General features: G+C 70.1%; 29 protein-coding genes and 1 pseudogene. 17 read left to right on the forward strand and 13 right to left on the reverse strand.

Features of this window, described 5'->3' with window-relative positions:
* The first annotated feature begins 1 nt into the window (after position 1).
* The 6 genes from HZF19_RS07130 to HZF19_RS07155 all read left to right on the forward strand — a co-directional run bounded on the left by HZF19_RS07130 (position 2) and on the right by HZF19_RS07155 (position 3,651).
* A complete protein-coding gene (locus tag HZF19_RS07130; RefSeq protein ID WP_208028076.1) occupies positions 2–1,024 on the forward strand; it encodes a Gfo/Idh/MocA family protein in 1,023 nt (340 codons plus the stop codon).
* A gap of 77 nt (positions 1,025–1,101) precedes the next feature.
* Complete coding sequence (locus HZF19_RS07135; RefSeq protein ID WP_208028077.1) at positions 1,102–1,782, forward strand: TetR/AcrR family transcriptional regulator; 681 nt, start codon at positions 1,102–1,104, stop codon at positions 1,780–1,782.
* Positions 1,783–1,786: 4 nt separating this feature from the next.
* Positions 1,787–2,797 (forward strand): ferritin-like domain-containing protein, encoded by a 1,011-nt coding sequence (locus HZF19_RS07140; protein ID WP_208028078.1) that lies wholly within the window; start codon positions 1,787–1,789, stop codon positions 2,795–2,797.
* A gap of 106 nt (positions 2,798–2,903) precedes the next feature.
* Positions 2,904–3,134 (forward strand): hypothetical protein, encoded by a 231-nt coding sequence (locus HZF19_RS07145; RefSeq protein ID WP_208028079.1) that lies wholly within the window; start codon positions 2,904–2,906, stop codon positions 3,132–3,134.
* A gap of 89 nt (positions 3,135–3,223) precedes the next feature.
* Complete coding sequence (locus tag HZF19_RS07150; protein ID WP_208028080.1) at positions 3,224–3,433, forward strand: hypothetical protein; 210 nt, start codon at positions 3,224–3,226, stop codon at positions 3,431–3,433.
* A gap of 29 nt (positions 3,434–3,462) precedes the next feature.
* Positions 3,463–3,651: a hypothetical protein gene (locus HZF19_RS07155; protein ID WP_208028081.1), complete on the forward strand. Its 189-nt coding sequence runs from the start codon at positions 3,463–3,465 to the stop codon at positions 3,649–3,651.
* Positions 3,652–3,702: 51 nt separating this feature from the next.
* Here the strand turns inward: HZF19_RS07155 and HZF19_RS07160 are convergent, their stop codons facing one another.
* The 3 genes from HZF19_RS07160 to HZF19_RS07170 form a co-directional block, all read right to left on the reverse strand.
* The gene (locus HZF19_RS07160) at positions 3,703–4,836 is read right to left on the reverse strand and encodes a hypothetical protein (protein WP_208028082.1); all 1,134 of its coding nucleotides are present in this window, start codon (positions 4,834–4,836) and stop codon (positions 3,703–3,705) included.
* A gap of 117 nt (positions 4,837–4,953) precedes the next feature.
* The gene (locus tag HZF19_RS07165) at positions 4,954–5,214 is read right to left on the reverse strand and encodes a hypothetical protein (protein WP_208028083.1); all 261 of its coding nucleotides are present in this window, start codon (positions 5,212–5,214) and stop codon (positions 4,954–4,956) included.
* A gap of 16 nt (positions 5,215–5,230) precedes the next feature.
* Positions 5,231–5,548 (reverse strand): hypothetical protein, encoded by a 318-nt coding sequence (locus tag HZF19_RS07170; RefSeq protein WP_208028084.1) that lies wholly within the window; start codon positions 5,546–5,548, stop codon positions 5,231–5,233.
* A 130-nt stretch (positions 5,549–5,678) separates the two neighbouring features.
* Here HZF19_RS07170 and HZF19_RS07175 point away from each other — a divergent pair, with 130 nt between their 5' ends.
* The 4 genes from HZF19_RS07175 to HZF19_RS07190 all read left to right on the forward strand — a co-directional run bounded on the left by HZF19_RS07175 (position 5,679) and on the right by HZF19_RS07190 (position 8,861).
* Positions 5,679–7,556, forward strand: coding sequence for a PAS domain S-box protein (locus HZF19_RS07175; protein ID WP_208028085.1), 1,878 nt, complete (start codon positions 5,679–5,681; stop codon positions 7,554–7,556).
* A 36-nt stretch (positions 7,557–7,592) separates the two neighbouring features.
* Positions 7,593–8,351 (forward strand): sulfite exporter TauE/SafE family protein, encoded by a 759-nt coding sequence (locus HZF19_RS07180; protein WP_208028086.1) that lies wholly within the window; start codon positions 7,593–7,595, stop codon positions 8,349–8,351.
* 136 nt (positions 8,352–8,487) lie between these two features.
* Positions 8,488–8,706, forward strand: a complete 219-nt coding sequence (locus tag HZF19_RS17400) for a pyridoxamine 5'-phosphate oxidase family protein (protein ID WP_208028087.1) — start codon at positions 8,488–8,490, stop codon at positions 8,704–8,706.
* Complete coding sequence (locus HZF19_RS07190; RefSeq protein ID WP_208028215.1) at positions 8,643–8,861, forward strand: pyridoxamine 5'-phosphate oxidase family protein; 219 nt, start codon at positions 8,643–8,645, stop codon at positions 8,859–8,861. The genes HZF19_RS17400 and HZF19_RS07190 overlap by 64 nt, the downstream gene beginning before the upstream one ends.
* A 44-nt stretch (positions 8,862–8,905) precedes the next feature.
* Here HZF19_RS07190 and HZF19_RS07195 read toward each other — a convergent pair whose 3' ends face one another.
* Positions 8,906–10,204 carry a hypothetical protein gene (locus tag HZF19_RS07195; RefSeq protein ID WP_208028088.1) on the reverse strand — a complete coding sequence of 433 codons (1,299 nt, stop codon included), beginning with the start codon at positions 10,202–10,204 and terminating at the stop codon, positions 8,906–8,908.
* A 39-nt stretch (positions 10,205–10,243) separates the two neighbouring features.
* Entirely contained in the window at positions 10,244–10,735 is a 492-nt protein-coding gene (locus tag HZF19_RS07200) for a beta-class carbonic anhydrase (protein WP_208028089.1), read from the reverse strand.
* A gap of 69 nt (positions 10,736–10,804) precedes the next feature.
* On the opposite strand from HZF19_RS07200, the gene HZF19_RS07205 reads away from it, so the two are divergent.
* Genes HZF19_RS07205 through HZF19_RS07215 form a run of 3 tightly spaced genes read left to right on the forward strand, consistent with a single transcriptional unit; the run spans position 10,805 to position 13,527 of the window.
* Complete coding sequence (locus tag HZF19_RS07205; protein WP_208028090.1) at positions 10,805–11,287, forward strand: pyridoxamine 5'-phosphate oxidase family protein; 483 nt, start codon at positions 10,805–10,807, stop codon at positions 11,285–11,287.
* Between the two features lie 14 nt (positions 11,288–11,301).
* Positions 11,302–11,871 (forward strand): GNAT family N-acetyltransferase, encoded by a 570-nt coding sequence (locus tag HZF19_RS07210; RefSeq protein WP_208028091.1) that lies wholly within the window; start codon positions 11,302–11,304, stop codon positions 11,869–11,871.
* A 39-nt stretch (positions 11,872–11,910) separates the two neighbouring features.
* Positions 11,911–13,527, forward strand: coding sequence for an RnfABCDGE type electron transport complex subunit D (locus tag HZF19_RS07215; RefSeq protein ID WP_208028092.1), 1,617 nt, complete (start codon positions 11,911–11,913; stop codon positions 13,525–13,527).
* 1 nt (position 13,528) lies between these two features.
* Here HZF19_RS07215 and HZF19_RS07220 read toward each other — a convergent pair whose 3' ends face one another.
* The gene (locus tag HZF19_RS07220; protein ID WP_208028093.1) at positions 13,529–14,080 is read right to left on the reverse strand and encodes a carboxymuconolactone decarboxylase family protein; all 552 of its coding nucleotides are present in this window, start codon (positions 14,078–14,080) and stop codon (positions 13,529–13,531) included.
* A gap of 229 nt (positions 14,081–14,309) precedes the next feature.
* Between HZF19_RS07220 and HZF19_RS07225 the strand changes: the two genes are divergently transcribed.
* The 4 genes and pseudogenes from HZF19_RS07225 to HZF19_RS17405 all read left to right on the forward strand — a co-directional run.
* Positions 14,310–16,043, forward strand: a complete 1,734-nt coding sequence (locus tag HZF19_RS07225) for an ABC transporter permease (RefSeq protein ID WP_208028094.1) — start codon at positions 14,310–14,312, stop codon at positions 16,041–16,043.
* Positions 16,044–16,053: 10 nt separating this feature from the next.
* Positions 16,054–17,385, forward strand: coding sequence for an ABC transporter ATP-binding protein (locus HZF19_RS07230; RefSeq protein ID WP_208028095.1), 1,332 nt, complete (start codon positions 16,054–16,056; stop codon positions 17,383–17,385).
* A gap of 26 nt (positions 17,386–17,411) precedes the next feature.
* On the forward strand, positions 17,412–18,344 hold the full coding sequence (locus HZF19_RS07235) for an SLC13 family permease (protein WP_208028096.1): 933 nt from the start codon (positions 17,412–17,414) through the stop codon (positions 18,342–18,344).
* Positions 18,341–18,568 (forward strand): annotated as a pseudogene (locus HZF19_RS17405) (TMEM165/GDT1 family protein); the annotation flags it as partial. The gene HZF19_RS07235 and the pseudogene HZF19_RS17405, both read left to right, overlap by 4 nt.
* 118 nt (positions 18,569–18,686) lie before the next feature.
* Here HZF19_RS17405 and HZF19_RS07240 read toward each other — a convergent pair.
* From HZF19_RS07240 to HZF19_RS07270, 7 genes are all read right to left on the reverse strand, one after another.
* Positions 18,687–19,724, reverse strand: coding sequence for a DMT family transporter (locus HZF19_RS07240; RefSeq protein WP_208028097.1), 1,038 nt, complete (start codon positions 19,722–19,724; stop codon positions 18,687–18,689).
* A 21-nt stretch (positions 19,725–19,745) separates the two neighbouring features.
* On the reverse strand, positions 19,746–20,423 hold the full coding sequence (locus HZF19_RS16280; protein WP_208028098.1) for a DUF305 domain-containing protein: 678 nt from the start codon (positions 20,421–20,423) through the stop codon (positions 19,746–19,748).
* Between the two features lie 57 nt (positions 20,424–20,480).
* Positions 20,481–20,642 carry a hypothetical protein gene (locus HZF19_RS07250; RefSeq protein ID WP_208028099.1) on the reverse strand — a complete coding sequence of 54 codons (162 nt, stop codon included), beginning with the start codon at positions 20,640–20,642 and terminating at the stop codon, positions 20,481–20,483.
* A gap of 91 nt (positions 20,643–20,733) precedes the next feature.
* Positions 20,734–22,281: a multicopper oxidase family protein gene (locus tag HZF19_RS07255; protein WP_208028100.1), complete on the reverse strand. Its 1,548-nt coding sequence runs from the start codon at positions 22,279–22,281 to the stop codon at positions 20,734–20,736.
* Positions 22,282–22,340: 59 nt separating this feature from the next.
* Positions 22,341–23,222, reverse strand: coding sequence for a M56 family metallopeptidase (locus tag HZF19_RS07260; protein ID WP_208028101.1), 882 nt, complete (start codon positions 23,220–23,222; stop codon positions 22,341–22,343).
* On the reverse strand, positions 23,219–23,560 hold the full coding sequence (locus HZF19_RS07265) for a BlaI/MecI/CopY family transcriptional regulator (protein ID WP_208028102.1): 342 nt from the start codon (positions 23,558–23,560) through the stop codon (positions 23,219–23,221). The genes HZF19_RS07260 and HZF19_RS07265 overlap by 4 nt, the downstream gene beginning before the upstream one ends.
* Before the next feature lie 226 nt (positions 23,561–23,786).
* Positions 23,787–25,553 carry a CocE/NonD family hydrolase gene (locus tag HZF19_RS07270; RefSeq protein WP_208028103.1) on the reverse strand — a complete coding sequence of 589 codons (1,767 nt, stop codon included), beginning with the start codon at positions 25,551–25,553 and terminating at the stop codon, positions 23,787–23,789.
* Between the last annotated feature and the right edge of the window lie 72 nt (positions 25,554–25,625).

The raw sequence follows: 25,625 nt of genomic DNA on the forward strand, positions 1-25,625 counted from the left end.
GGTGACCACGGTCGCGTTCGCCGGCGCGGGCCCGCTCACCGCGGTGCACGGACTCGCCGCGCAGGCGCTTGGGTTGCGGGTCAGCCACGTCGCCGCCGGCACCGCCGAGCAGGCCGCCGAGCGGGCCAGCCAGCTCCGGGCCCGACCTTGCACGTACGAGGACCTGCCGGCCGGCGCGGACCTGGTGATCGTCACCGCGCCGCCGGCCATGCGGGCGAGCGAGGTGCTCCGCTCGGTGCGCGCCGGCACCGCGGTGCTGGTGGAGCCGCCGCTGGCGGCGACGCTCGCCGGCGCGGACGCCATCGTCGATGCCGCGGCCCGAGCAGCCGCACCGGTGCTCTACGGCGAGAGCCTGCTGCACGCACCGGTGGTGCGTACCGCGCTCGATCGGGTGCGGATGATCGGCCCGATCGATCGCATCGAGGTGCGGGCGCAGCACACCCCGGGGGATCGCCGAGTCGGGGCCGAGCCGGGTGTCGAGACTGGGGCCCTGGCCGAGGTGGGCACCCGCGCGCTGGCGGTCGCCCTGGCGGTGGCCGAACCGGCCGAGCCGGTGGCGGTGCAGGCCCGGCTCGAGTACGCCGGCCCGGGGCAGACCGACGACTGGGCCGAGGTCACGCTGCGCTTCGCGGGCGGGGCGGTGGCCACGGTCGTGGCCAGCCGGCGGGAGCCCGAGCCCGCTGCGGTGTGGGACCTGCAGGTGTCGAGCCCCACCGGGGTGGTCCGCGCCGAGCTGGCCCCGACACCGTCGCTCGAACACGACGGTGAGCCGGTGCCGGTCGTCGCCACGCCGGCCGCCGGCGACGTCCCCCAGCTCGAGCAGTTCGGCTACCTCCAGCAACTCCGAACGGCGGCTGCGGCCGCGGGGCGGGCCCACGACCTGCGGGGTCCGATCCTCGGGAGGAAGGTGCTCGAGGTGCTGTGCGGGGCGTACGCCGCGGCGGCAGACAGCGGCTCGTGGCACCCGCTGCCCTTCGCCGGGCCGCGGGATCGCCCGCCGCTGGCGGGCTGGGCCACCCCGTAGCCGGCAGGTGCTCCCGCTCACCTCCGCTCGTGGCGCCCGTTGCGCGGACCCTGCACGGGTGGTTACGGTTAGTAACAGTGACCGCTGGTAACAGTGATCCGCCGCGCCGCCTGGACCGAGCCCGCCGCGACCGAGCCGCGGGCCTGACTGCGGACCGCGAGCGCCGCCGCCAAGAGCTGCTCGACGCGGCTGTGGCGCTGGTGCGCCGCGAGGGTCCGTACGCGTCAATGGAGCAGATCGCCGCCGAGTGCGGCATCACCAAGCCGATCCTCTACCGCCACTTCGGCCACCGCCAAGGGCTGATCATGGCCGTCGCCGAGGGATTCGTGAGCGACCTCATCGCCGAGCTCGCACCGTCGCTGGTCAGCACCGAGCCACCCCGGCGGATCCTCGAGCGCACCATCGACGCCTACCTGGGGCTCATCGAGCGGGACACGAACCTGTATCGCTTCCTGTCGGCCCACGCCGATCCGGGCAAGCGCGACCTGCTCACCGCCCTGATCGCGGAGGAGATTGCCATCGTCTTCGAGCGCCTCCTGGCCGAAACCGGCCTCGACCCCGCCGACGGCAAGCCGTGGGCCTACGGGGTCGTCGGCATGGTGCACCTCGCGGGTGACTGGTGGGTGGAGAGCCGCGCCCTGTCCCGCCATCGGCTCGTCGACCGACTCACGACCCTGCTGTGGTCCGGCTTCGAGGGCATCGGCGTGCCCGACCGGCGGCCGGCCGTCGCCCCTCATACCCCGTCCCCGGAGGAGTGAACCCATGACCCGTACCCTGCTCGACGTCGGCGCGGCCGTGACCACCCGCTTCACCTGGAATTACGTGCAGGACCGACCCGCGCTCACCAAGCTCTACGAGAAGGGCAAGGTCTCCCAGTGGAACGCCACCACCGACATCGACTGGACACCCGAGGTCAACTTCGGTGACCCGGACCCGGACCTGACCGACGAGGACCGGGCGATGATCGACGGGTTCATGGGCTTCGACCAGCCCGATTCCCCGTTCTACGGCTTGAACCAGGCAGAGCGGACCGCGATCGCCTGGGAGTTCCAGAGCTGGATGGTGAGCCAGTTCATGCACGGCGAGCAGGGCGCGCTGGTCGCCACCGCCCGCTTGGTGGAGACGGTGCCGGACATCGACGCCAAGTACTACGCCGCCAACCAGGTCGCCGACGAGGCCCGACACGTCGAAGCGTACGCCAAGTACCTCAACGAGAAGCTCGGCCAGCACTACGAGATCAGCCGACCGCTCGAGTCGCTGCTGATCGACATCATGACCGAGCGGCGGTGGGACATCACCTACCTCGGCATGCAGATCATGGTGGAGGGGTTGGCGCTGGCCGCGTTCGGTCTCGGCAACGTGCTGTTCCGCGACCCGGTGATCAAGCAGATCACCGACTACGTCATGCGCGACGAGGCCCGCCACGTGGCCTTCGGTGTGCTCTCGCTCCAGGATTTCCTCCCCCAGCTCAGCGCGGCTGAGCTCGCGGACCGGGAGGAGTTCCTCCTGGAGGCCACCGATCTCATGTACCAGCGCTTCCTGCTCGAACAGGTGTGGGAGAAGGTCGGCATCGACGTCGAGGAGGGCAAGCGCTTCGCCGCCACCAATCCTCTGATGGTCATCTTCCGCCAGATGCTGTTCTCGAAGATCGTGCCCAACGTGAACAAGCTCGGTCTCCTCACCCCGAAGGTGCGGGAGCGCTTCGAGTCGCTGCAGGTCATGCAGTTCGCGGGCGCGCCGGACTCCGCCAGCGAGGTCCTGGCCTCGACGTGACCTGCCTCACCCACCGAGCTGAGCATCCGCACCCCTGGGCCGCCGCCGCTCTAGGCTCACGCCACCAGGTCCGTGGGCCAGGGCGGAGAGCAAGGGCAGAACGACGATGCAGCACGTGCTCCAGTTGGCCGAGCCGGTCGAGTTCGGCGATATCCGGTTGGCCCCCACCAGTGAGCTCGCCGGCCTGGCCGAGCTGAGCCGCCTCCGCGATCACGACAGCATGCTGGATGCCGTCGTGCGGATCGCGGCCACGATCAAGGCCGAGGACGACGAGCGCCAACGCGTGGCCGCCCTGCGCGCCGCCTCCGACGCGGTCGCCCTCCCGCGGCGCCGCTGACCGGTCGGCGCGGGTCCACCAACGTGCCGCGAGCGACATCTAACCTGACCGCACGTACTCGTTCGGGCGGAGGACGAAAGCAGGAGATCGTGAACGACCACCCCCAGCACGTCGATCTGGTCACCCTCGAAGAGGTGCAGCGCCTGCTGCGCGACACCGAGTTCGCGACAGCCGACGATCTCCGCGCCAGCGTGTCGCCGGCCGATCTGGCCCGGGTGGTCGATGCCGCGCCCGCCCCGGCTTCCCGCGTCGAGCCCGCAGGTGCCGACGCGCTGGCCCCCCTGCCCCGCCGCCGTTGACCGTCGAGTCGTTCGCAGGAGCCGCGGCAGTGGCACCAAAGCCGGCGGGCACCGCAGGCGCCGACGGGCGCGACCAGGTGATCGACCTCACCACCATCCGCATCGACCGCGGCGTCGACCCGTTGACGAAGCTGAGCCCTGAGGAGCGGATGCGCCTGCTCGTGCGGGTGCTCTGCGAGCTGGTCGCCTACGGCGAGCTGGAGCCCGCCGAACCGTGAACGCCTGACCGTTCGCCCGTCGAGGATCGCCTCCCCCAGCTGCAGGTCGGCTCAGCGTCGTGCCCGGGCCAGACGACGGCGGGCAGGAAGGTCGTCGAGGTCGTCGTTCACGGGCAGCGGCCAGCTGCGGGCTGGCCGGGGCCCGGGGTCGTGGGAATCCGCAGGAGCCGGATCGCCAGCTCGCTCCTCCTCGGAACGGGCGACGAGCAGGCACAGGACCCGCACGATGACCCGTCGGCGCTCCAGGTCGGGCAGGTTCGCGAAGTGCGTGAGCTGCCCGGGACGCTGCGGAACCTGGTCCGAGAAGAGGATGAGCTCCTCGACGGGCTCTGGACCCCGACGATCCGAGCGCTCGACGAGGTCGCTGAGCGCGTGGACCACCTCGCCCTCGTCGATGTCCTCGCGCTCCACGACCTCGGCCGCCACCTCGGCCGCGTCCTGCTCGCTGACACCGAGTCGCTGGATGAGCGCCTGCAGGACCTCGTCGACGTCGGCATCGAGGCCAGCATCGACGTCATCATCGACCGACGCCCCCGCAGGATCGGGCGGATCGAGCGCTGCGTCCTCGAGCACGACGATCGGTTCCCCGGCGTCGAGCACGATGATCGGCTCCGCGGCACCCTCGCCGCCGTCCACCCCGACAGCCTCGGTCGCGGCGGGTGCGGTCCGGTCCGGTGCCGCGGGTTGCGGGTCCGCCGGCATGACCGCGGCGGTGGGCTCTACGGCCGGCTCGACGACCGGCTCGACGACCGGCCCTGGTACCGACTCCGGTGCCGGCACCACGGGCGATTCGACCGCAGCCGGCGCCTCCGGCACGCGGGGCGCCGATGGCTCAACCAGGTGTGCCGGCTTGCGGGGCACGGTCGGCTGGTAGGCCGGCGCGCTGTGGCGTACCCGCTGACCGGGGGCACGGAAGCGGTCCACCGCCGGCTCATCCTCGTCGCCGACTGGATCGCCGCCGTGTGCCCTGCCGTTCTCGTCGCCCTGGCGGTCCGTGCCACTCCCGGCGTCGGCTCGGTCGAGCGGTGAGGCCTGGGGCGCCGGCGCGGCACCGGTTCCCTGGAGGCGACTGGACACGTCGACCAGATCATTCCGATCATCGACAGGAGTGACCCGCGAACGCAGCACGACGAACGTGACGACACCTGCCACCGCCAGCACCGCCACCAACGCGACTGCGACCATCTGTCACCCGATCCGAGATCGGGAAGCATCGCTCTCGCGACACGCTTCCGCCCGACTGATGGGCTCCTTTCTAGCGCAGCCGGGCCGGCTCGGCCATGCACACGCCCCCGCGCCGGCTCAACCGGCCTGGGCCCGCAGCTTGTCCTTGAGCTCCTCCCAGCGCTGCGGGCTCCCGCCTCCGGCGGTGAACAGCTCGAGCGCTTTCCACTCGGGCGCCTCGTAATCCTTCTGCACGGTGTCGACGGGCACCTCGGTCCCGTCCAGCGCCACCTGCAAGCACGGCCAGGCAGCAGGATCGTCCCCGCGGCGTAGGAAGATACGGATCTGTTCCGCTTCGCCCTGCTCGTCGGCCAGGATCAGAAAGGTCCACCGCTCCATGAGCGCTCCTCTCGCGTCAGCGGCGCATGCCGATCGGGAACTCGATGGTGTCGGCGATGTGGCGCATGAGCTCGGCGAGCCCGTTCACCAGCAGCTGCGGCTCGCCGCCGTTCGCCGCGACCTCGCGCAACACCGGGCGAACCTGGGTGCTGATGAAGTCACCGAAGACGGCGACGAACCCGGCGGAGATCTGCCGCCCTTCCTCGGAGTCGTTCAGCACGGCCCGCTCGATCTCGATCGGGTCGAGGTCCAGCGGGGCCAGATCGGCAGCGTCTTCTTCGTCGCCCACACGAACCTTGTCGGCCCTCGCCGAGCCCGATTCAAGCTCCGTCACGGAAAATCCCCCACCGATCCTGCTCAGGCGAGCCGACCGTTAGGCTTCGTGACGCCGACACGGTGCGCTCCCGAGGCAGGAACCAGTGGCAGACGAGCAACCAGCATCCCCCGGCCACACGATGACGGCGGTGAGCGGGGAGACATCGTCGCGGCCCTACCCGGCGATGGTTGAGGAGCTCAGCGGTGACTTCGCCTGGGCGGTCGTGGAGGTCGCACCGGACGGCATCCTGATCACCGACGACGCCGGCACCATCGTGCTCGCCAACCATCGAACGGAGGAACTGTTCGGCTACGCGCCGGGAGAGCTGCTGGGCCGACCGGTCGAGATACTGCTCCCCGACGAGTCGCGCAGCGTGCACCGCGCACACCGCACCCGCTACCGAGCCGAGCCCCGGACTCGGGCGATGGGGTCGGGACTGGACCTGCGAGGGCGCCGCCGGGACGGCACTGTGTTCCCGGTGGAGATCAGTCTGAGCCCGCTCTCCCAGGACGGTGAGCTGCGGGTGATCGCGGTGATCCGAGACATCAGCGACCGGATCGCGGCCGAAGAGGAGAACCGCCGGATCCGCGCCACCCTCGATGCGACGCACGACGGGGTCTTCATCTTCGATCCGGTGACCCTTCGTCACTCATACGTGAACCTCGGGGCGATCGAGCAGACCGGTTACACGGAAGCCCAACTGCTGGAGATGACACCGGTACATCTCAACCCGGAGCTCGACGAGCGAGCCTTCCGCGAGGTGCTCGCCCCGCTGCTGTCCGGCGAGGTCTCGGCCCGCACGCTCACCACGGTGCACCGCCGATCCGACGGCACCGACGTGCCGGTAGAGGTGCTGGTGCAATACCCACCGGTCCAGAACGAGTCCTCCCGTCCGGTCGTGGCGATCGTGCGCGACATCTCCGACCGCATGGAGGCCGACCGCGCCATCCGCCAGAGCGAGGAGCGCATGCGCACCCTCTACCGGGTCGCGTCCGAGCTGCGTATCGGTTCCGACGAACAATTCCGTGAGACGGTCCACGCGGCGGCCGTGCTGCTCGGCGTCGACGGCGGGTTCCTCGCCCGCATCGAAGAGGGAACGCCCCGGGTCTTGCAGTCCTGGGACGCCTGCGATCCCGCCCCTTCCGACCTCCCCACCGAGCTGGTGGCGCTGTCCCTGCAGACGGTCGCCGCGAACGACGTGACGGTACGCGACGGATCGAGCAGTTTCATCGGGGCCCCGATCGAGGTGGACGGCAACCCGTTCGGGGTCATCGCCTTCTACCGGGCCACCCCACGTGAGGAGCCGTGGTCGGTCGCCGACCGAGACTTCGTCCGCTTGCTCGCCAACTGGTTGGCACGCACGATCGAGCGCAACCTCACCGAGGACGCACTCCTCCTGGCTCAGCAGGACCTCGCCGTCACGGAAGACCGCGAGCGCATCGCCAGAGACCTCCACGACACGGTGATCCAGCGCCTGTTCGCTGCGGGGATGGGCTTGCAGAGCACGATCAGCAGGGTCGCTGATCCGGGCGCCCGGGAGCGCCTGGAGCAGGCCGTCGACGATCTCGATGAGACCATTCGAGAGATCCGCACCGCCATCTTCGGGCTCCAGGCTCCACCCGACGGGGGCCCGGGGCTCCGAGGCGACATCGTGCGCATCACCAACGGGGCGAGGGAGGCGTTGGGCTTCTCCCCGCGGGTGCAGTTCAGCGGAGCGATCGAGAGCATCCCGGCCAGAGTGGCCGAACACCTGCTGCCGACGCTGCGGGAGGCGCTCACCAACGTCGCCAAGCACGCGCAGGCCAGCGCCGTGCGGGTGTCGATCGAGGTCGACCGGGAGGTACGCCTCCGGGTGACCGATAACGGCGTCGGGCCGGGAGAGGACGTCGCCGGTGGGCACGGGGTGCCGAACCTGCGCGCCCGGGCCGAGGAACTCGGCGGCACGTTCTCCCTCGGCTCGGCGCCCACGGGCGGCACACTCCTGGAGTGGTGCGTACCCGTCGAGCGTGACGGCGACGGAACCTGACCAGCGTTCCCCCGGCCCGGTGAGATGATCGGTCGCATGGCGCCGTGGCCCTCGTTCGTCTTCGCCGGCATCGTGGTCGGTCTGCTGATGGGGGTGTTCGGGGTCGGTGGCTCCTCCGTCGCCACACCTGTGCTCGCGATCCTCGGGGCACCCGGCCTGATCGCGGTCGCATCCCCGCTGCCGGCCACCATCCCCTCCGCACTGGTGGCCGCTGCGCCGTACGTACGATCCGGTGAGAGCCGGCCCCGAGCAGCCGCGTGGTCGCTGGTAGGAGGTGTGCCGGCCGCCATCGTGGGAGGGCTCCTCTCTCAGGTCATCGGCGGTCCCGTACTGCTCGTCCTGTCGGGCATCGTGTTGATCGTCATCGGGATCCGGGTGCTGTTCCCCATCAGTGAAGCCACGCGCACAGCGGGCACCGCCCGGCGGCAGAACCGCCCCTTGCTCGTCGCGACCATGGCGGGCATCGGTCTGTTCACCGGGCTGCTCGCCAACGGCGGGGGCTTCCTGCTGGTGCCGGTCTACCTGTTCCTGTTCGGCTTGCGGATGCGCCAGGCAGTGGGCACGAGCCTGCTGGTCATCGCCGTGATGTCGATACCGACCCTGGGCACCCACATGGCGCTCGGACACATCGACTGGACGGTTGCGGGGACCTTCGCCGCGGGGTTGCTGCCCGGGGCCGCGATCGGTGCGCGCCTCGCACACCGCCTGGAAGGCCCCACGATCCGCCGAGCGTTCGGGTGGTTCCTCGTCGTCTTCGGTATCGCCTTCACGCTCTACCGGCTATCCCGGGCCTGAGCGCCCGCCCGAGTCGCCCCTGCGGTTGAACCCCGCGGGCCAGTCATGAGCGTTTCCACCATCGCGGAGAAGGGAGCGTGAAGCCGCTAGCACAGCAACCCTCACCGACGCCGCCAAGGCCCTGCTAGCCGAACCGGTGATCGCCAACCTGGCCACGATCAGCCCCGACGGGAGCCCACACGTGACGCCGGTGTGGATCGACGTCGAGGGTGACGACCTGGTCATGAACACCGCCGACGGTCGAGCCAAGGTCGACAACCTGCGCCACCGACCCTGCGCCACCGACCGAAGGTGGCGATCTCGGTGGTCGACCCTCACGACCCGTATCGGGTGCTCGCCGTGCAAGGCGTGGTGACCGAAATCACCGACCAGGGCGCGGACGCGCACATCGACCGCCTGGCCCGCAAGTACCTCGGGGTCGCCACCTACCCGATGCGCAGACCAGGTGAGCGGCGACTCAAGGTCCTCATCAAGCCCGAACGGATCCTCATGCAACCCACCGACGGCTGAGGGGCGCCCTGGTACCAGGCAGCAGCGCTCGCGAGCGATTCGGCTCACACCGCCGTGCCTTCCACGGCGTGTCGGCCACCCCGGCGGCCGAGGACCTCGAGGGTCCCGAGCACGACGAGCGCCACGAGCAGGATGCCGAAGACCACGGTAGCGGTCGGCTGGTACCAGGCGATGAGCACGACGACCGCGATCACCCCGGTCGCGACCCGCAGCGCGGCGAGGTTGCGGGCCACGAACGCGCCCACCGGACCGAAGTCCATCCCACGCTCACCGGCCTCCTCCCCGACGCGGCCCAGCACGCCCGACACCGTCCGGCGCAGCCGCTGCGCCGCATCGGAGGGCCCGAGCACCGCAGCGCCGGCGAACACGATCACCGAGAGGGCGAGCACGGCACGAGCGCTCTGGCGGAGGAAGCGAATGATGGTGTCGAAGAACGCGGCCGCCGCATCCGGTGGCAGGACGCTCGATGGCATCGCCGCCAGGTACACCGTTCGACCGACGGTGATCAGCAGCAGGAACACGACCATGGCGGCGGTGATGCCCCCGCCAGCCCACAGCAGCCCTCGACGCCGATCCGGCATGGCCACCACACCGGCCGTGAGCACCAACACGGTCAGCCAGGGCAACACGTTCGCGACCTTGTCGAAGGTGTCGAACGCGAGCTGGGCGCGAGCGATGTCATCGGAGCGGAAGACCTCGATGGTGAGTGCGTCGTCGGGCAGCCGCACGCTGGCGAACAGATCGATTCCTGCGGCCTGCAACCGCCGGTTCACCTCGTTGAGGATCCCCGACAGGTCCACGGAAACCGCGCCGTCCCGGGCCTGGAGCGCGGCGCTCCCCCGGCCCGTCAGGACCGCGACGAGCTGGTCGTGCGCGAAGCGGTTGGCCTGCACCCACACCAGCTCGAACTGCTCGCTCGCCAGCACCCCTTCGACCGCCTGCCGCACGGTCTGCTCGATCGCCGACGTGAGCGGGCCAGCGAGGAACTGCGCCCGCTCGGGGAGCGATTCCGCCACCAGCCGGGGGACGTCGACCTGCGCGAACAGGGCCTGCGTGATCCGGTCGGCCACCACCGCCTGGATGGCCGGATCCGAGGCGAGGGGGGCCACGGTCCGGACGTAGCGATCGGTGTCGGCGATCTGGTTCCGAGTCCACACCGCGAGCACCGAGATCGGGGCGAGCAGGCTCCCCACGGCGAACAGCGCCACCGCGGCGAGAACCCTGCCGCTGCGACGGCGATCAGCGCGCGGTCGCGACGCCAAGGCCGCTTCGAGCTCGGCGTTCCGGCGGCGCAGCCGTTCGACCTCCCGCACCAGGGCGTCTGGATCGCCGGTGGAGCTCACGGGCGCCGAGCGTACCTGGCGTCCCCCGATGGGAGCCGGTCAGCGGTCGATCGGTCCCAGCGCGCCCGTGTGCACGTCGAACAGGAACCCTCCGACCACCAGACCGGGGGGGAGCTGCTCGCAGGCCCGCAGTCGGCGGAGATCCGCCTCGAACGCCTCGCGGTGATCCGGGAAGGTCAACAGCTCGATGGTCGACGCGTCGGCACCGGAGCGCTCGGTGAGCGTACGTCGCAACTCGCTCTCGTCGTCACGCCGCATGGCGCAGTCCGTGTGATGCACGATGCAGACCCGCTCGACGCCCAGGAGGTTGGCGGCGAGCACCAACGAGCGGAGTGCGTCATCGGTGACCCGGGCACCCGCGTTGCGGATGATCTTCGCATCGCCGGGCTTCAACCCGAGCATGGCCAGCGGGTCGATGCGGGAGTCGATGCACGTGAGCACGGCCAGGCCACGCGCTGCTCGGCCGGGCTGCCCGGAATCCACGAACGAACGTTGGTACGCCTCGTTGGCGGCGAGAAGGTCGTCGAACACCATTCCGAGTTCTACCGCGCCACGGTGCCCACTCGCCCACCCGCTCCTCGGTGGGCCAGGCTGGTCACCATGGCTGCCTGGGAAGATGTCTGCCGCTCCAGCCCCGAGCTCGCGCCAGCGGTGCAGCGCCGCTTCGAGGCCCACGGCCTCGGATTGCTCGCCACCATCCGCACCGACGGCTTCCCCCGCGTCAGCGGTGTCGAGCCCCTCTTCACCCGAGGCGAGCTGTGGCTGGGCATGATGCCCGAGTCGCGCAAGGCTCTCGACCTGCAACGCAACGATCGTCTCTCCCTGCACAGTGCCACGACGGACAAGGAGCTGACCGAGGGCGACGCCAAGGTGACCGGCCGGGCGGTGGAGGTGAAGGATGAGACGACGAAACAGCAGTTCCTCCGGTGGTTCGCGGAGGAGAACGGCCACGCCCCGGATGGACCCTTCCACCTCTTCCGGGTCGACGTCACCGAGCTGGCACTCATCAGGCCCGGTGGCGATCACCTGGTGATCGAGTCCTGGCGGCAAGGACGGGGGACGAGGCGGATCGAACGCCGTTGAACGAAGATGCGGGCATGACCGGCGGTGCGCTCCACCCTCCTGATCCTCCCCTCACCGACGGCACCGTCACGCTACGGCGCTTCACCGATGCCGACATCGAGCAGATCACCGCGTCGTGCCAGGATCCTGAGATCCAGCGTTTCATCCCGGTCCCCCAGCCGTACCAGCGCGCCGACGCCGAGGCCTACGTTCGGCGCACCGAGCGCCAGTGGGCCGAGGGCACCAAGGCGGCGTTCGCCATCGTCGACGCAAACGATCCCGGGATGCTGCTCGGCGCCATCAACGTGGCGATCAACGGCGCGGTGGGCAACTCGGGCTACTGGGTGGCCCCCCAGGCGCGGGGACGCGGGGTCGCCGGTCGGGCACTGCGCCTGCTCACCGACTGGGCGTTCTCCTCGGTCGGCCTCGGCGTGATCCTGCTCGAGATCCGGCCCGAGAACGCCGCGTCGATCGCGGTCGCCACCCACTGCGGGTACCACCGGGCGGGCGAGATCGACATCAACGTCGAGACCGGCAAACGCAATGGCCTCATCTTCTCCCGGCTGGCGTCGGACCACGCCAGCAGTGGTGAGGCGCCGGTCTGACCTCCGCTGCTGTGAGGTGGCTCCTACCATGGAACGGTTGTGACGGCGCACGCGTTCAGAGTCGGCGGCCACGAGTACCCGGTGGTCCTCCCGACGCTTCGCGACCCGAGGATGCACCTGGCTTCGGTGATCATCACCGTCCAGATCCTGGGCCAGACCGTGCTGGGCTTCGAGCTGTCGATCGCCCAGATCCTCGTCTCCCTGGGAACCGCCGCCGCCCTCGAGCTGGCAATCGTGTTCCACCGCCAGCGGGCCGTCGTATGGCCGGGCAGCGCGCTCCTCACCGCGAACGGGGTGGCCCTGATCCTGCGAGTGCCGGGCACCGAGCACGGCGACTGGTGGAGTCTGCACGGTTGGTACTACTACGCGGGCATCTCAGCTGCGTCGTTGCTGTCCAAGTACCTGATCCGCTACCGCGGGCACCACGTGTTCAATCCAAGCAACATCGGCCTGGTGGTCGCGTTCCTGCTCCTGGGGAGCAACCGCATCGAGCCACTCGACTTCTGGTGGGGGCCGATGTCCCCGGGCATCGCGGCCGCCACCGCAGTGATCCTGGTGGGGGGGTTCACCATCACCTCCCGCCTCGACCTGCTGGGGATGGCCGCCGGGTTCTGGATCACCTTCGCGCTCTCGCTCGGCATCGTGGCCTCGACCGGCCACTGCATGACCGCCACCTGGCATCTCGGGCCGATCTGCGGCGCATCGTTCTGGTGGGTGCTGGTCACCTCTCCCGAGGTGCTCATCTTCCTCTTCTTCATGATCACCGACCCCAAGACCACCCCGACCGGGCGGGTCGCCCGGGTGGTCTTCGGGATCTGCGTCGGGTTCCTCGCAGCCTTGCTGGTCGCGCCGCAGACCACCGAGTTCGCGTCCAAGGTGGCGGTACTGGGCAGCCTGGCGATCATGTGCGTCGCCCGCTACCCGCTGGCGCGCGTCGTGCCGGCCGCGGGCAGCGACGACGACCACCTCCGGCGCTGGCTGACCCGATCTCTGCGAGACAGGGGGGACCACGAGGGCGCGTCCGGGGCCCACCTCCGTCCCCGGCTGGGGACCGTCGGCGGCGGCCTGACCGCCGCAGGGATCTGCGTGCTGGCGCTGGTGTTCGCCGGGACACCGGCGCGCGAGCCCACCGTTCACCTGCGCCCCGACGGCACGGTCGGCTCCCAGCGCGATCTGGCCGTCGACGAGTCGACCCTGCCGCCGGTGACCATCAGCGACGCGATGCGCGAGCTGAGCCCGAGGCTGAGCGACCGGACCGCTCGGCTGATGGCCGCCGACGTGCTGGCCGATCTGGCCTCGGAGCGCCGGGCCCGCCTCGATCTGGATGACACCGCGGCGACCGAGGGCTCGGTCTTCAGCCGCCTGCAGGACCTCGAAGGCGAGATCGCCAGCGTCCAAGCCGGAGGCCAGATCGTAGTGCCGGACTACACGATCGACCGCATGGTCATCGTGCCCGTCTACGACCCCAAGAACGCGCAGGCCGGGCCGCAGTTCGGAGTCGAGGTGCACGGCACGGTGACCTACACGACCTACGGGGGGACACCGCCGACGACCGGGGTGCCGTCGCTGCCGGAGCCCTACGAACGGGTGTTCGCGCTGTTCCTGTCGGGCGACCGCTATCTGCTGGCCGCGGACTACCCGCCCGGAGTGGAGTGAGTCAGGACATCGCGTCGATCGAGCCGACGTAACCGTGCTCGACGATCACTGCGGCGCTGTTGTCGTAGAGCTCCTGCTCGTCGGGCGCCCAGGTGGCGAGACCGTCGACGTAACGGTTGTACATGCAGAACGCAGCCGCGATGAGCACGGTGTCGTGGATCTCCACGTCGGTGGCGCCCTCGGCCCGCGCCGCCGCTATGTCGGCCTCGGTGACGTTCGAGCCGCTCTGCTGGACCTTGGCCGCGATGGCGAGCAGCGCCTTCATCTTGTCGCTGATCGGAGCGGTGGACGGGTCGGCCTTGACGGCATCGACGACAGACCAGCCATCCTCGAGCTGTACGGCAGCGAACGTGTTGTGCGATCGCGAGCAGAACGTGCAATTGTTGAGCCACGACACGTAGCCGGCGATGAGTTCCCGCTCCCCGCGGGACAGGGAGTGGTCACCTCGCAGGAGCACCTCAGCGAGCTCGTTGAGCGGCTTGGCCGTCTCGGGCCTGAACATCATCGGCCCGATGATGCCGGGCACGCCCTCGGGCAACTCGATGTGTGGCATGGCTGCTCTCCTCGCATCTGCCGGCTGAGAGCGGCGATGGTACCGCCGCCTCGACCGACTTGGCAGGGGGCCGGACGACCCATGATGGGATCCTGTTCGTGGACGCCGTCTACTCGGCTAGCACGCTCGCCGCTCCGCCGCTGCCCATGACCTCGACATCCCGGATCATCCATGGCTTGCCGCCAAGCAGAGGTTGCTCGCGCCCGGCGATGAACCAGCGGAGGTGGCGATGACCCGGCCGACCTTCGGCGCGTTCCGCTCGTCGCTGGCCCGCCGACGGCCGAGTGGTGCGGACGTGGCCGTGTTCCTGGCGATCGCCGTGGTGCTCTACACGATCGGCCGGGTGGCGCCCGACACGACGGTGTCGCTGCTCCCGAACCAGTACACCGACATCGACACGGACCCGGCACGCCTCCCCTACTACGCGGTGCGCAGCCTCCTCCGCATGTTCGTGGCGCTGGCCCTCTCCTACGCATTCACCTTCGTCTACGGCTACGCCGCGGCACGGAGCCGTCGGGCCGAACGGGTGCTCATCCCCGCACTCGACATCCTGCAATCGGTTCCGGTGCTCGGCTTCCTGTCGATCACCGTGGTGGGGTTCGTCGCGCTGTTCCCCGGCTCGCTGCTCGGGCTGGAGTGCGCCGCGATCTTCGCCATCTTCACCTCACAGGTCTGGAACATCACCTTCGGCTTCTACCAGTCGCTGATCACGCTGCCTCGCGAGTTCGACGAGCTGTCACGCCTGCACCGCCTCAGCCGATGGATGCGCTTCTGGCGCATCGAGGTGCCGAGCAGCGCCATCGGCCTGGTGTGGAACGGGATGATGAGCATGGGCGGGGGATGGTTCTTCCTCGTGGCCTCCGAGGCCATCACGGTCAACAACAACGAGACGGTGCTGCCCGGGGTCGGCTCCTACGCCGGAGCGGCGATCGACGCTGGCGACCTCCCCGGCGTCGGCTGGGCCATCGTGACCATGCTGATCCTGGTGCTCGGGGTGAACGTCTTGTTCTGGCGGCCGCTCACCGCCTGGGTCGAGAGGTTCCGCAACGAGCAGTCCGAGGCTTCCGACGTGCAGCGCTCGTTCGTCCTCGAGCTGTGGCGGCGCTCCCGGTTCCCATGCCTCACGCGCCGGGTACGGCGGTGGGCCACCGAGCCGGTCAACCGAGCGGGACGCATCCTCGGCGTGGACCGCCGGCCGTTGGTCGTGGACACCCGGCGCCGGCGCATCGGTGACCTCGCCTTCTTCGCCACGGTCGGCAGCCTCCTCGCCTGGGGCGCCTACGAGCTGCTCGCCTACATCACCCGGGAGGAGGGTCCGGGGATCTTCCTCCGGCCGATCCAGCTCGGGGTCTGGACCATGATCCGGGTGGCAGTGGTTGTCGTCGCCTCCACCCTGCTCTGGGTTCCCGTCGGGGTGCGCATCGGCCTCGATCCTCGGTTGGCACGGATCGCGCAGCCGCTCGTACAGGTCTTCGCCAGCTTCCCCGCCAACTTCCTGTTCCCGCTGGTGGTCGTGGTCCTGCTCCACACCGGGATCAGCCTCGACGTCGGAGGGATCGTGCTCATGGCGCTCGGCGCCCAGTGGTACATCCTGTTCAACGCCATCGCCGGCGGAATGGCCATCCCCACCGATCTCCGGGAGGCGATGACCGACATCGGCGTGACGGGATGGCAGCGCTGGAAGCGGCTGTACCTCCCGGCGATCTTCCCGTCGTACGTGACCGGCGGGATCACCGCCTCGGGCGGAGCGTGGAACGCGTCGATCGTCGCTGAGGTGGTCACCTACGGCGGGAACACGCTCACCGCAGTAGGCCTCGGCGCGTTCATCGCCGAGTCCACCGCGGCCGGCGACTTCCCCCGCACCCTCGCGGGAGTGATGGTCATGAGCGCCTACGTCGTGCTCGTCAACCGACTGCTGTGGCGCCGTCTCTACCGCGTCGCCGAAGCCCGCTACCACCTGTGAGAGGATCAGCATGACCACCATCAGCACCCGACCGGTGCTGGTCTCCGCCACCGGCATCACCAAGTCCTTCACCACCCCCGACGGCCAACCACTGCCCGTGCTCGAGGGCATCGACCTCGAGGTGAGGGAAGGCGAGATCCTGGCGCTGCTCGGTCGCTCCGGGAGCGGCAAGTCCACGCTGCTGCGCTGCCTCGCCGGCCTCATCGGGCCGACGACAGGTCAGGTCCGCTACCGGGGTGAACCGCTCACCGGTGCCAACCCCGGCACCGCGATGGTGTTCCAGAGCTTCGCGTTGCTGCCGTGGCTCACCGTGCAGGAGAACGTCGAGATCGGCCTGGAGGCCCGCGGCCTGCCCCCCGCCGAGCGAGCCGAGCGCGCCCGCGCCGCCATCGACCTCATCGGCCTCGACGGCTTCGAGAACGCGTATCCCAAGGAGCTCTCGGGGGGCATGCGCCAGCGCGTCGGGTTCGCCCGAGCGTTGGTAGTCGAGCCCGACGTGCTGCTCATGGACGAACCGTTCTCCGCCCTCGACGTCCTCACCGCCGAGAACCTCCGTGGCGAGCTCCTCGAGCTGTGGCAACGAGCTGAGTTCCCCACCAAGGCCATCGTGCTGGTCACGCACAACATCGAAGAAGCCGTCCTGCTCGCCGACCGGGTGGTGATCCTCGGCTCCAACCCCGGCCGCATCCGCACCAGCCTCGACATCACCTACCCGAGACCACGGAACCGCCAGGACCCCGACTTCGAGGAGATGATGGACCTCATCTACGTGATCATGACCGGGCGCCACGAAGACGAAGCCATGAAGGTTCGGCACGAGCACCCGGTCGGGCGCATCACCCCCGGTGAGCTCCCGCTGCCGGGTGCCACCGTCGACGCGCTCTCCGGCCTGGCGGAGATCCTCCACCGCCTCGACGACCGCATCGACCTGGCGGATCTTGCGGAGGACCTCGTCCTCGAGGTGGATGATCTCCTGCCCCTCGTCGACGCGCTCGAGCTGCTCGGCTTCGTCACCGTGCGGGCCGGCGAGGTGCGGCTCACGCCCGAGGGTGTCGGCTTCGCCGGTGCCGACATCCAGCAGTCCAAGGAGATCTTCGCCCGCGCAGCCCTGGCCAACGCACCGCTGGTCGCCGCGATCACGAAAGGGCTCGAGAACAGCCTCGATGGTTCGCTCCCCATCGGCTTCTTCCGTGATGTCCTACGCCGCTCGTTCAGCGAAGCCGAGACGGACCGCCAACTGGACATCGCCCTGGACTGGGGCCGCTATGCCGAGCTCTACGACTACGACGCCGCGCGCCGGCAGCTCCGCCTCGACGAGGAACGGCTGGCGACCCGGCCCTGAACGAGCGAGATCAGAGCACCCAGACCGTGGATCGCGCCATCGACAACGTGACCGCCATGGTCCCTGCACTGCTCTTCCTGTGTGCAGGAGTCCCGTTGGCATCACTGCTCGACCGGCTGGAGTTCTTCGAAGCACTCGCCATCACGATCGACCGCCGCTTCGAACACCTCCAGGTGGCGGTGCTGTGGTGGCTGGCAGGGGCGAGGACGGTGGTGCTGAACCTCGATACCACCGTGGTGCTCCTCACTCCCCTCTACGTGCGCCTCGCCCGCCGAGCCGGTGTCGACCCGCTGCCGCTCGCGCTGATCCCGCTCCTGCTGGCCAGCTTCGCGTCGTCGGTGCTGCCCGTGTCGAACCTCACGACGCTCATCGCCGTGGAGCGGTTCGACCTGCCGGTGAGCGAGGTGTTCGTCCACCTGGCACCGGTGAGCGCCGTGGCCTGCATCGCCGGTTGGCTGGCGTACCGCCGCCGGCACCCGACCGCCCTGCCCGGCGGCCGCTCCGAGCCGGTCGATCGCCGAGCGGTGATCGTCGGCGGGAGCGTGGTGACCGGTGCACTCATCGGCTTCGTGGCCGGCCCGAGCGCCGGCGTGTCCCCGTGGATGGTGGCGGTGGCCGCCGATCTGGTGCCGATCGCGGCGACGGCTGCCCTCGGCGGCATCACCTTGTTGAGTACCGCAGCGGCAGGCTTGGTGAACAACCTGCCGACGCTGCTGGTCGCGCTGGAGGGCGCCCGATCGATGAGCGGGGGGATGTGGGCGTGGCTGGCCGGGGTCAACACCGGCGCGGTCGTGGTGCCGCTGGGCGCGCTGGCCAACCTCCTGTGGTGGCGGCTCGTTCGGGAGGAAGGCATAGAGCTGACCGTGCGCGGCTACCTGGGGATGGTCGCCCCCATCGCCCTGCCGGCCGTGCTGCGCGCGGCGGCCGCGATGGCCGGGACTCGGCTGATCGCCGGATGACGGGTTGGACGGACCAAGCCGACGTCCCGGGGCGGGCCGGTCCGGCGAGCCGATCGCCCACGCGCTACCCGGCGATCCCGGTCCTGCTGGGCATCACCCTCGCCACCGCGCTGGTGCACGCGGTCTCCGTGATCGTCGGTGCCGCGGTCGGCGCCGCCATCCACACCACTGCGATCACCGTGGCGGCGGCCATTGCGTTCGTGGGTTTCGGGCTCTGGACGTTGCGCGGGGACGAGCTCAGCGAGGACGAGGAGGAACGGCCGCCCGCCCGGCGAGTCGTTGGGCCGATGACACCGTGCCACACACCCCACCTCGATGGTCCAGCGAGCGGCTGCCACGGCTTCAGTGCGCGTGACGATGGTGCAGGTCGGGGACGTGGGGGTGCGCGTGCTGGACCGGCTCGTGGCGGTGCCGATGGGTGTGGCTGCCGGACACGCTCTCCGGATGGGTGTGGCGGTGATGGCCGTCGTCGTGGCGATGCTCGTGGTCGTGCTCGAGCACCTCGTGGACGTGGGGATGGTCGTGGGCGGTCCGCAACGACAGCCCGACGCCGGCCGCGGCGAGGGGAATCGCGAGCAGTTGCACGGCGGTGATGGGCTCGCCGAGCACGGTCCACGACAGCGCCGCCCCGAGGAACGGTGCTAGGGCGAAGATGACCTGCGCCCGGGCCGCCCCGAGATCGCGGGCCCCCGTGACCCACAGGGCGATCGACGCGCCATAGCCGAACGCCCCGATGACCAGTGCGACGACGATCGCTCGGGCATCGACCTGCCAGGAACCGGCGATGGCGATCCCGAGCACCACATTGACCGTCCCGGCCACCGCGCCCTTCACCAGGGTGATCTGCTCCGGACCGAGCTGGTCGAGACGGGCGGTGACGTTGTTGTCGATGCCCCATGCGATGCAGGCGCCGATGATGAACAACGCATTCAGGTCGAATCTGGCGCCCGGTTCCCAGACGAGCAGGGCCCCCGCGAGGGTGACCAGGCCGGCGGCGACGAGGAGCCGGCGACCCAGGTGTTCACGGAACAGGACTCCGGCCAGTCCGATGGTGGCGACGAGCTCGACGTTCAGCAGCAGCGATGCCGTGGCCGCCGGAAGGCGCTCGAGCCCGGCGACGAGCAGTACGGGGCCGATCGCGCCCCCGAACACCACCGCGAGCGCGAGGGAGCGGGCTCCGCTGTGCATCGCGCTCATCGTCGGGCGTTGACGGACCGCGCCAGGAAACACCACCAGCGCGGCACTGAGGTAGAGCAGGCCTGCCAACACCAGGGTCGGCATACCCCCGGCGAGCACGGAGGCGGCCGGCGCAGAGCTCCCGAACAGCACCGCGGCGACCAGAGAGCGCAGCGCCCCGCGACCGGCGGGAGCGATGCCCATCACGCCGCGCTCCGTCGTCGATCAGGTCGGGGGCGACAGCAGCGCCCTCATCTGGTCGATCTCGGCCTGCTGGGCGGCGATGATGGCGCGGGCCAGGTCCTTGGCCGGCGGGTACTTGCCGTCGGTGAGTTCCTGTTGGGCCATCTGGATCGCCCCCTCATGGTGCCGGATCATCATCTCCAGGAACATCCGGTCGAACTCCGCACCACTGGCCGCGCCGAGGCGGGCCATGTCGTCGTCGGACATCATCCCGAACATCATCATGCACCCTGAGCTGGTGGAGTCGTGACCCATCGGAGCGTTGCGGTCCGGCACGGGCTGCCCCCAGGCTTCGAGCCAGCTCGCCATGAGGGTGATCTCGGGATCCTGGGCTGCCTTGACCTTCTCGGCGAGCGCCCGGACGGTCGGGTCGGTGGAGATCGCGAGGGCCAGCTCCGCCATCTCCACGGCTTGGGCGTGGTGCGGGATCATGCCCTGGGCGAAGGCGACGTCGATGGCGTTGAACGCGGCGTCGGCGGGCACGCTGATCGTGGAGGTCGAGCCCGTCATGCCGGCACCCATGTCGTCGTGGGGCATGGACGATCCCGGCAGGTCATCACCTGACCCCATGTCCATGTCACCGTGGTCGTTCGAGGAGCACGCGGCGGCGGTGAGAGCGGAGACGGCCGCGATGGTGACGATGGCGAGGCGTAGGCGCACGGGTGGGACCTCCTGGATGGCGAGAGCACCGACTGATCTACGACAGTATGTCGTAGATCAGTCGGTCTCGGAGGTCGGTCCGTCGGCGCGCGGCCGCGACTGCCGGTCGCGGCTCATCACGGCCGCGCACACGCCCGCCGCGGTGACGCCGACCGCGGCCGCGACGGCGCTCCCCAGCGTCAGACCGAGCATCGCGCTGGTGAGCACGATCACGGTCATCGGTACCACGCAGCACACGGCGAGGGCGATGAGCATGCCACGTTCGACCCTGGCGTGATTCGAATGACTCGCGCCATCGGGCCGCTCCTCCTCACAGGACATACGACAGGACCATCGCCATGCCGCGTTCCAGGTGGTACGTGTTGTGGCAGTGGGTCATCCACTGACCGGGGTTGTCCGCATCGAACTCGACGACCACGGTCTCACCCGGGAGGACGTTGACCGTGTCCTTGCGTGGCCCCGCAGGGTCGGTGCCGACACGAAAGGTGTGGCCGTGCAGGTGGATCGGGTGCCACATCGACGTGGTGTTCTCGAATCGCAGCCGGACCCGTTGACCCTGGCGAATGCCCATCGGCGGTCGCTCCGGGTGTGGGAGACCATCGAACGCCCACACGTACGGCATCATCGAGCCCGTCAGGGTCACCGTCTCGGAGACATCGACGTCACGGGGCCCGAGCCGGACCCCCTCGGCTGCTCGGAGGTCCGCGTAGCCGAGCAGCCGGCCGTCGAGCTCCGGTGGGCGCAGGTCAACCGGCGGCTCTGCGGCCGTAGAGCCTCTGGTGCGCAAGACCAGGCTGGCGGTCTGGTCCTTACCTTCGGCCAAGGCCACGAAGGGCCATGCGCCATCGGAGAGGGTGACCAGCACGTCGTAGCGCTCACCCATGCCGATGAGCAGCGCGTCCACCTCGACCGGCTCGACCGGGAACCCGTCGGCGTGGGTGACCGTCAGGCGATGACCACCGATCGCCACCCGGTACGCGGTGTCGGAGCCGGCGTTGATCACGCGCAGCCGAGCTCGACCACGGGAGGGAACCTCGATCGTCGAGCGGTCCACGGAAGCACGTCCGTTGATGAGGTGCAGGGGATAGCCGACGTCTCCGGCGTCGCCACCCAGGAGCGTCGAGCGGAACATGCCCATCCCACCCCCCATCCCTCCCATCTCCCCGGAGCCGCCCATGCCCCCCATACCGTGGCCGCCACCCATCCCCATCGACGTGAGCTGCTCGTACGCGCGATCCGGGGTGGTGCCGAGTCCGTCGAGCCAGTCGTCGAGCACGATGACCTCATCGACGTCGTAGGCGCCAGGCTCGTCCGGTTCGTCGATCACCAGTGGTGCGTACAGCGCTCGGTCGAGCTGGAGGCCCATGTGCGGATGGAACCAGTACGTGCCCGCGTGAGGAGCGGTGAAGCGGTAGGTGAAGGTGTCGCCGGGGTGGATCGGGGGCTGGGTCAGGTCGTGCACCCCGTCCATGTCGTTGCGCAAGGCCAGGCCGTGCCAGTGGACGGTGGTGTCTTCGGGCAGGTCGTTGCGCAGCACGACCTCCACGGTGTCGCCCACCACCGCACGCAGCGTCGCTCCGGGGGCGGCTCCGTCGTAGGCCCAGGTCTCGACTCGCCGGTTGCCCACCTCCAGCGTGGCGGGAGCCGCGCGCAGCTCGCGACGCACGACGGTCCCCGTCTTCGGCCGGGCCGCCTCCACGGCCGCGACGGCCGGGTCGGTCGGTCCGATGGTGGCAGGGGGCGCGGAGGGTGCCGATCGCGAACGACTCCCCGATGTGGAGCAGCCAGCGGCGGCGGCGAGCGCGGTCGCGCCGGCGGCGACCAGGAACCGACGGCGATCGAGCGGGTGGCCCGTCATGCACCACTCCTTTCTACGACAATGTGTCGTAGATGCTAGCTGACCCCTCCCGGAACAGGTCAGCGGCAGGCGTGGTCGAGGAAGAAGACGAGGTGGTGAAGCTGGACGGAGGATCCGGCGAGGGTCGTCACGATCGTCATCGTCGAGGCCGCCGCGGGCAGGGTGAGCCGGACCGGGGTGGACGGACGCAGGAGGGCCTCGACCCGGGCGGCGGCACTCAGCGACCGGAACCCCAGCACGCCGGGGGCCGGGCTGGGTGCGCCGAGGAGGGCGACCCGGGCGATCGCCCGGGCCACCAGGGTGCGGGAACCGACCGCGCTCGCCGCGGTCTCATCAGCCCACCGTTCGGTGTTGAAACGGACCTGGCGGGCGAGGGGCACGAGGAAGGGGAACGCGGCAGCGCAGGTCTCCACAGCGTGGACGTAACGGTGGTGGCCGTGATCGAGGTGGGCGTGCTCGTGCGCGATCACCGCCTGGCGCTCGTCCCGGCTGAGGGTGCGGACCAGCTCATCACCGAGGATGACCCCGCCGGGTGAGCCAGGCACCGCGAACGCCACTGCCCCCGCGGCGGCGATCACCTCCACACCCTCGACGGCCGCGAACGCCGCCATCTCCGCTCGGCTCCGGCTGAGGTAGCGCCGTGCCCGGCGGGCGGCGACCACCAGCAGCGCCGCGGCGAGTGCACCGGCCCATGGCGCGGCGCCGTGGTCGCCGGGGTAGAGCGCGTCGCACCAGCCGAGCCACGACGACACGTCGTGCAGCTCCGACGCACCGGCCAGCACCACCAGGGCCAGCGCGGCAGCCACCCCGGCGGCAGCCACGACGGTCGCCACGGTGAGCACCCGAACGCTCGAAGCCGGCGACGTCACCCGCGGCAAGAACCATCCCGCGGCCACACCGGCGACGACGAGCAACAGCGGGGCGACGAGCAGCACGTTCACCCGTCCAGCCCCTCGAGTGCGGCGCGCAGCGCAGCGGCCTCCTTGGCCGACAGCCCGTCGACGAAACGGCTCATGGTCTCGATCCGATCGGTGCTGGCCGCCAGCGCGGACCGCATCCGAGCCGCGGTGAGCTCGGCCTCGGTGACCGTCGCGGCGTACGTGTAGCCACGACCCCGGCGGGCCCGGCGCACCAGGCCCTTGTCGACCAGGCGGGTCAGGATGGTGGCGATCGTGGTGTAGGCGAGCTCCCCACCTACACGCTCGCGCACCTCGGCCGGGGTCACCGGCCCGTCCGATCGCCACAGGATCTCGAGGATGTCGGCCTCGAGGCTGCCCATCGGGCGACGCTGAGCCATGGTCACACTCCCGGTCGATCGAACCTCTCGGGTGAACCGAATGACGACAGTCTGTCGTATCCGATGACGGGATGCCCGGCGGGAAGCAGCCAGGTCCGGGCGCTCCCCCTACGCGGAAGCGGAAGACGATCCTGCGCTTCCCAGTCGCATAGGAGGAGCACAGCCACCTCTCCCTCGCAGCCCCGAACCCGAAGCTGGCAGGGACGGCTCAGCCGCTGGCGGGGTGACCAGATGAGGACGTCGCCGGCAGGCGGAGACGAGAGCTGGAAGCGACGGTGTTCACCGACGCATCGGCGGGAGGCGCGTGCCTGAAGCCCATCATCGCCGGCGCCGTGCCTCCTCGATCGTCACTGGTCAGGGTCAGGCGGATCCGATGGTGTCGCGCGAAGCGCCGGGCATTCGGGACCAGGGGGATGCGGTAGGTGACGAGCGAGTTCGACGGGACGGGCTCCGCGCTCGTGAGCGCGAGCACCGGTCGTCCAGGTCTGCTCGCCTCCTCGTCCACGGCCCGCAGGCTGGCTCGCAGCCAACCCGCGGTCACGTCCTCGGCCTGGTCGTCCTCGTCGACGTCCTGGAGGGTGACCAGCCAGTGGGTGTCCAGCGCGCTGATCCGGGCGTCGAGGACGAGCTCCATCTCGCCCACCACGTCGAGAGCGTTCGCGAGCGGAGGACTCTCCCATGCCAGCATCGACGGCAGCACCGGCTCGGGAGCCCCCCTCGGCCGTTCGGCGCCGTCGGGAACGAACAGGTAGCGGCGCTCGCCCGGCGAAGGGTCCGTCGGCGCGAGGGTGCCGTCGGAACGGAGCGCGTAGTCGATGATCGTGGCGTCGGGTGGCGGCCACGTCTCGGCGGTGCGGAACTCCTCCGCGCCGGGCATCCAGTAACGCACCGGTGGACCGTCGAGCACGCCGGTGTCCACGCCCTTCAACCAATGATCGAACCACGCCAGCGCCTCCACGTGCATGCTCTCCCACGGCCAGGTGAGCCCGTTCTTCCCGAGCAGGCCCATGCGCAGCGGCACCCGACCCTCGAGCGACTCCCAGAGGGTGAAGGTGCTGGGAAGATGGAGCGGGACGTTCTCCCAGTCGCAGAACAGGTAAACGGGCACCGAGATCCGCCTCGCCGCCTCCGCAAGGTTGCGATCCTGCCACCAGCCATCGCGCACGGGGCGGCTCACCGCCTCGGTCCAGAGCCGGTCGAAGGGATCGCTGGGATACGAAGCCCTCATCACCGCCCCCAGCGCGGAGACCGCCGCCTCACCGTTGAGATGCTCGAACCGTTGGTGGACCGCCGGGCTCTTCAACACCTCCTCGACGACATCGACGACCCGGTTGCGGAACAGGTGCTCCTTCTTGCCGGCGAGGATCCCCACCCCGGCCAGCCACGCCGATGCGAAGGTCGAGCTCAGCACACCGTGGTGCCAGATCGCCTCGTACAGCTCGGCGGTGGCCGCGCCGGGGAAGATCGCCTTGAGATGGGGCGGGCAGTGCCCGGCCGCCGCGAGCTGGGTCATGCCGAAGTAGCTGATGCCGATCATGCCGACGTTCCCGTCGCACCACGGCTGGCCGGCCACCCACTCCACCACGTCCGCGAGGTCCCGCTGCTCCTCCGGGCCGAGCATGGTGTAGGTCCCGCCTGATCCGCCCGTGCCGCGCACGTCGACGATCACGTGCCCGTAGCCGCGGGGAACCCAGAAGTCCGAGGCGCCGGCTTCGACGAACCCGAGTGGTGCACCGCTGTTCTGGATCTCCCGCGGGTAGCACGACGCCGCCACCAGCGCCGGCACGGGTTCGGGGGCATCGGGCCGAAGCACGTCCGCCAGCAACACCGTCCCGTCGCGCACGACGATCTCCGTGTCGAACTCCTCGATGATGCCGTACGCGGGCGGCGAGAGGTTGCGGTAGCTCCGCCCGGTCGTCTGGGGGCCGTTGAGCCGCCGTTGTCCCGGCTCGGTCCCCGCTGCGCTCACCGCCATGCCGCCCTCCACGAATTCCTTCTGGACGGCGTAATTTCATCATATATTGAAATTGAATTCAATGCATGATGA

It is taken from the genome of Rhabdothermincola sediminis, from assembly GCF_014805525.1.
GTDB lineage: Bacteria > Actinomycetota > Acidimicrobiia > Acidimicrobiales > Acidimicrobilacustridaceae > Rhabdothermincola > Rhabdothermincola sediminis.

Bases quoted from the DNA above. Each gene is read 5' to 3' on its own strand.
- HZF19_RS07270 (WP_208028103.1), bottom strand. From the start codon at position 25,553: ATGGCGGTGAGCGCAGCGGGGACCGAGCCGGGACAACGGCGGCTCAAC.
- HZF19_RS07250 (WP_208028099.1), bottom strand. From the start codon at position 20,642: ATGACCGTGATCGTGCTCACCAGCGCGATGCTCGGTCTGACGCTGGGG.
- HZF19_RS07165 (WP_208028083.1), bottom strand. From the start codon at position 5,214: ATGGAGCGGTGGACCTTTCTGATCCTGGCCGACGAGCAGGGCGAAGCG.
- HZF19_RS07140 (WP_208028078.1), top strand. From the start codon at position 1,787: ATGACCCGTACCCTGCTCGACGTCGGCGCGGCCGTGACCACCCGCTTC.
- HZF19_RS07225 (WP_208028094.1), top strand. From the start codon at position 14,310: ATGACCCGGCCGACCTTCGGCGCGTTCCGCTCGTCGCTGGCCCGCCGA.
- HZF19_RS07145 (WP_208028079.1), top strand. From the start codon at position 2,904: ATGCAGCACGTGCTCCAGTTGGCCGAGCCGGTCGAGTTCGGCGATATC.
- HZF19_RS07220 (WP_208028093.1), bottom strand. From the start codon at position 14,080: ATGCCACACATCGAGTTGCCCGAGGGCGTGCCCGGCATCATCGGGCCG.
- HZF19_RS07210 (WP_208028091.1), top strand. From the start codon at position 11,302: ATGACCGGCGGTGCGCTCCACCCTCCTGATCCTCCCCTCACCGACGGC.
- HZF19_RS07255 (WP_208028100.1), bottom strand. From the start codon at position 22,281: ATGACGGGCCACCCGCTCGATCGCCGTCGGTTCCTGGTCGCCGCCGGC.
- HZF19_RS07180 (WP_208028086.1), top strand. From the start codon at position 7,593: ATGGCGCCGTGGCCCTCGTTCGTCTTCGCCGGCATCGTGGTCGGTCTG.
- HZF19_RS07265 (WP_208028102.1), bottom strand. From the start codon at position 23,560: ATGGGCAGCCTCGAGGCCGACATCCTCGAGATCCTGTGGCGATCGGAC.
- HZF19_RS07205 (WP_208028090.1), top strand. From the start codon at position 10,805: ATGGCTGCCTGGGAAGATGTCTGCCGCTCCAGCCCCGAGCTCGCGCCA.
- HZF19_RS07230 (WP_208028095.1), top strand. From the start codon at position 16,054: ATGACCACCATCAGCACCCGACCGGTGCTGGTCTCCGCCACCGGCATC.
- HZF19_RS07160 (WP_208028082.1), bottom strand. From the start codon at position 4,836: ATGGTCGCAGTCGCGTTGGTGGCGGTGCTGGCGGTGGCAGGTGTCGTC.
- HZF19_RS07240 (WP_208028097.1), bottom strand. From the start codon at position 19,724: ATGGGCATCGCTCCCGCCGGTCGCGGGGCGCTGCGCTCTCTGGTCGCC.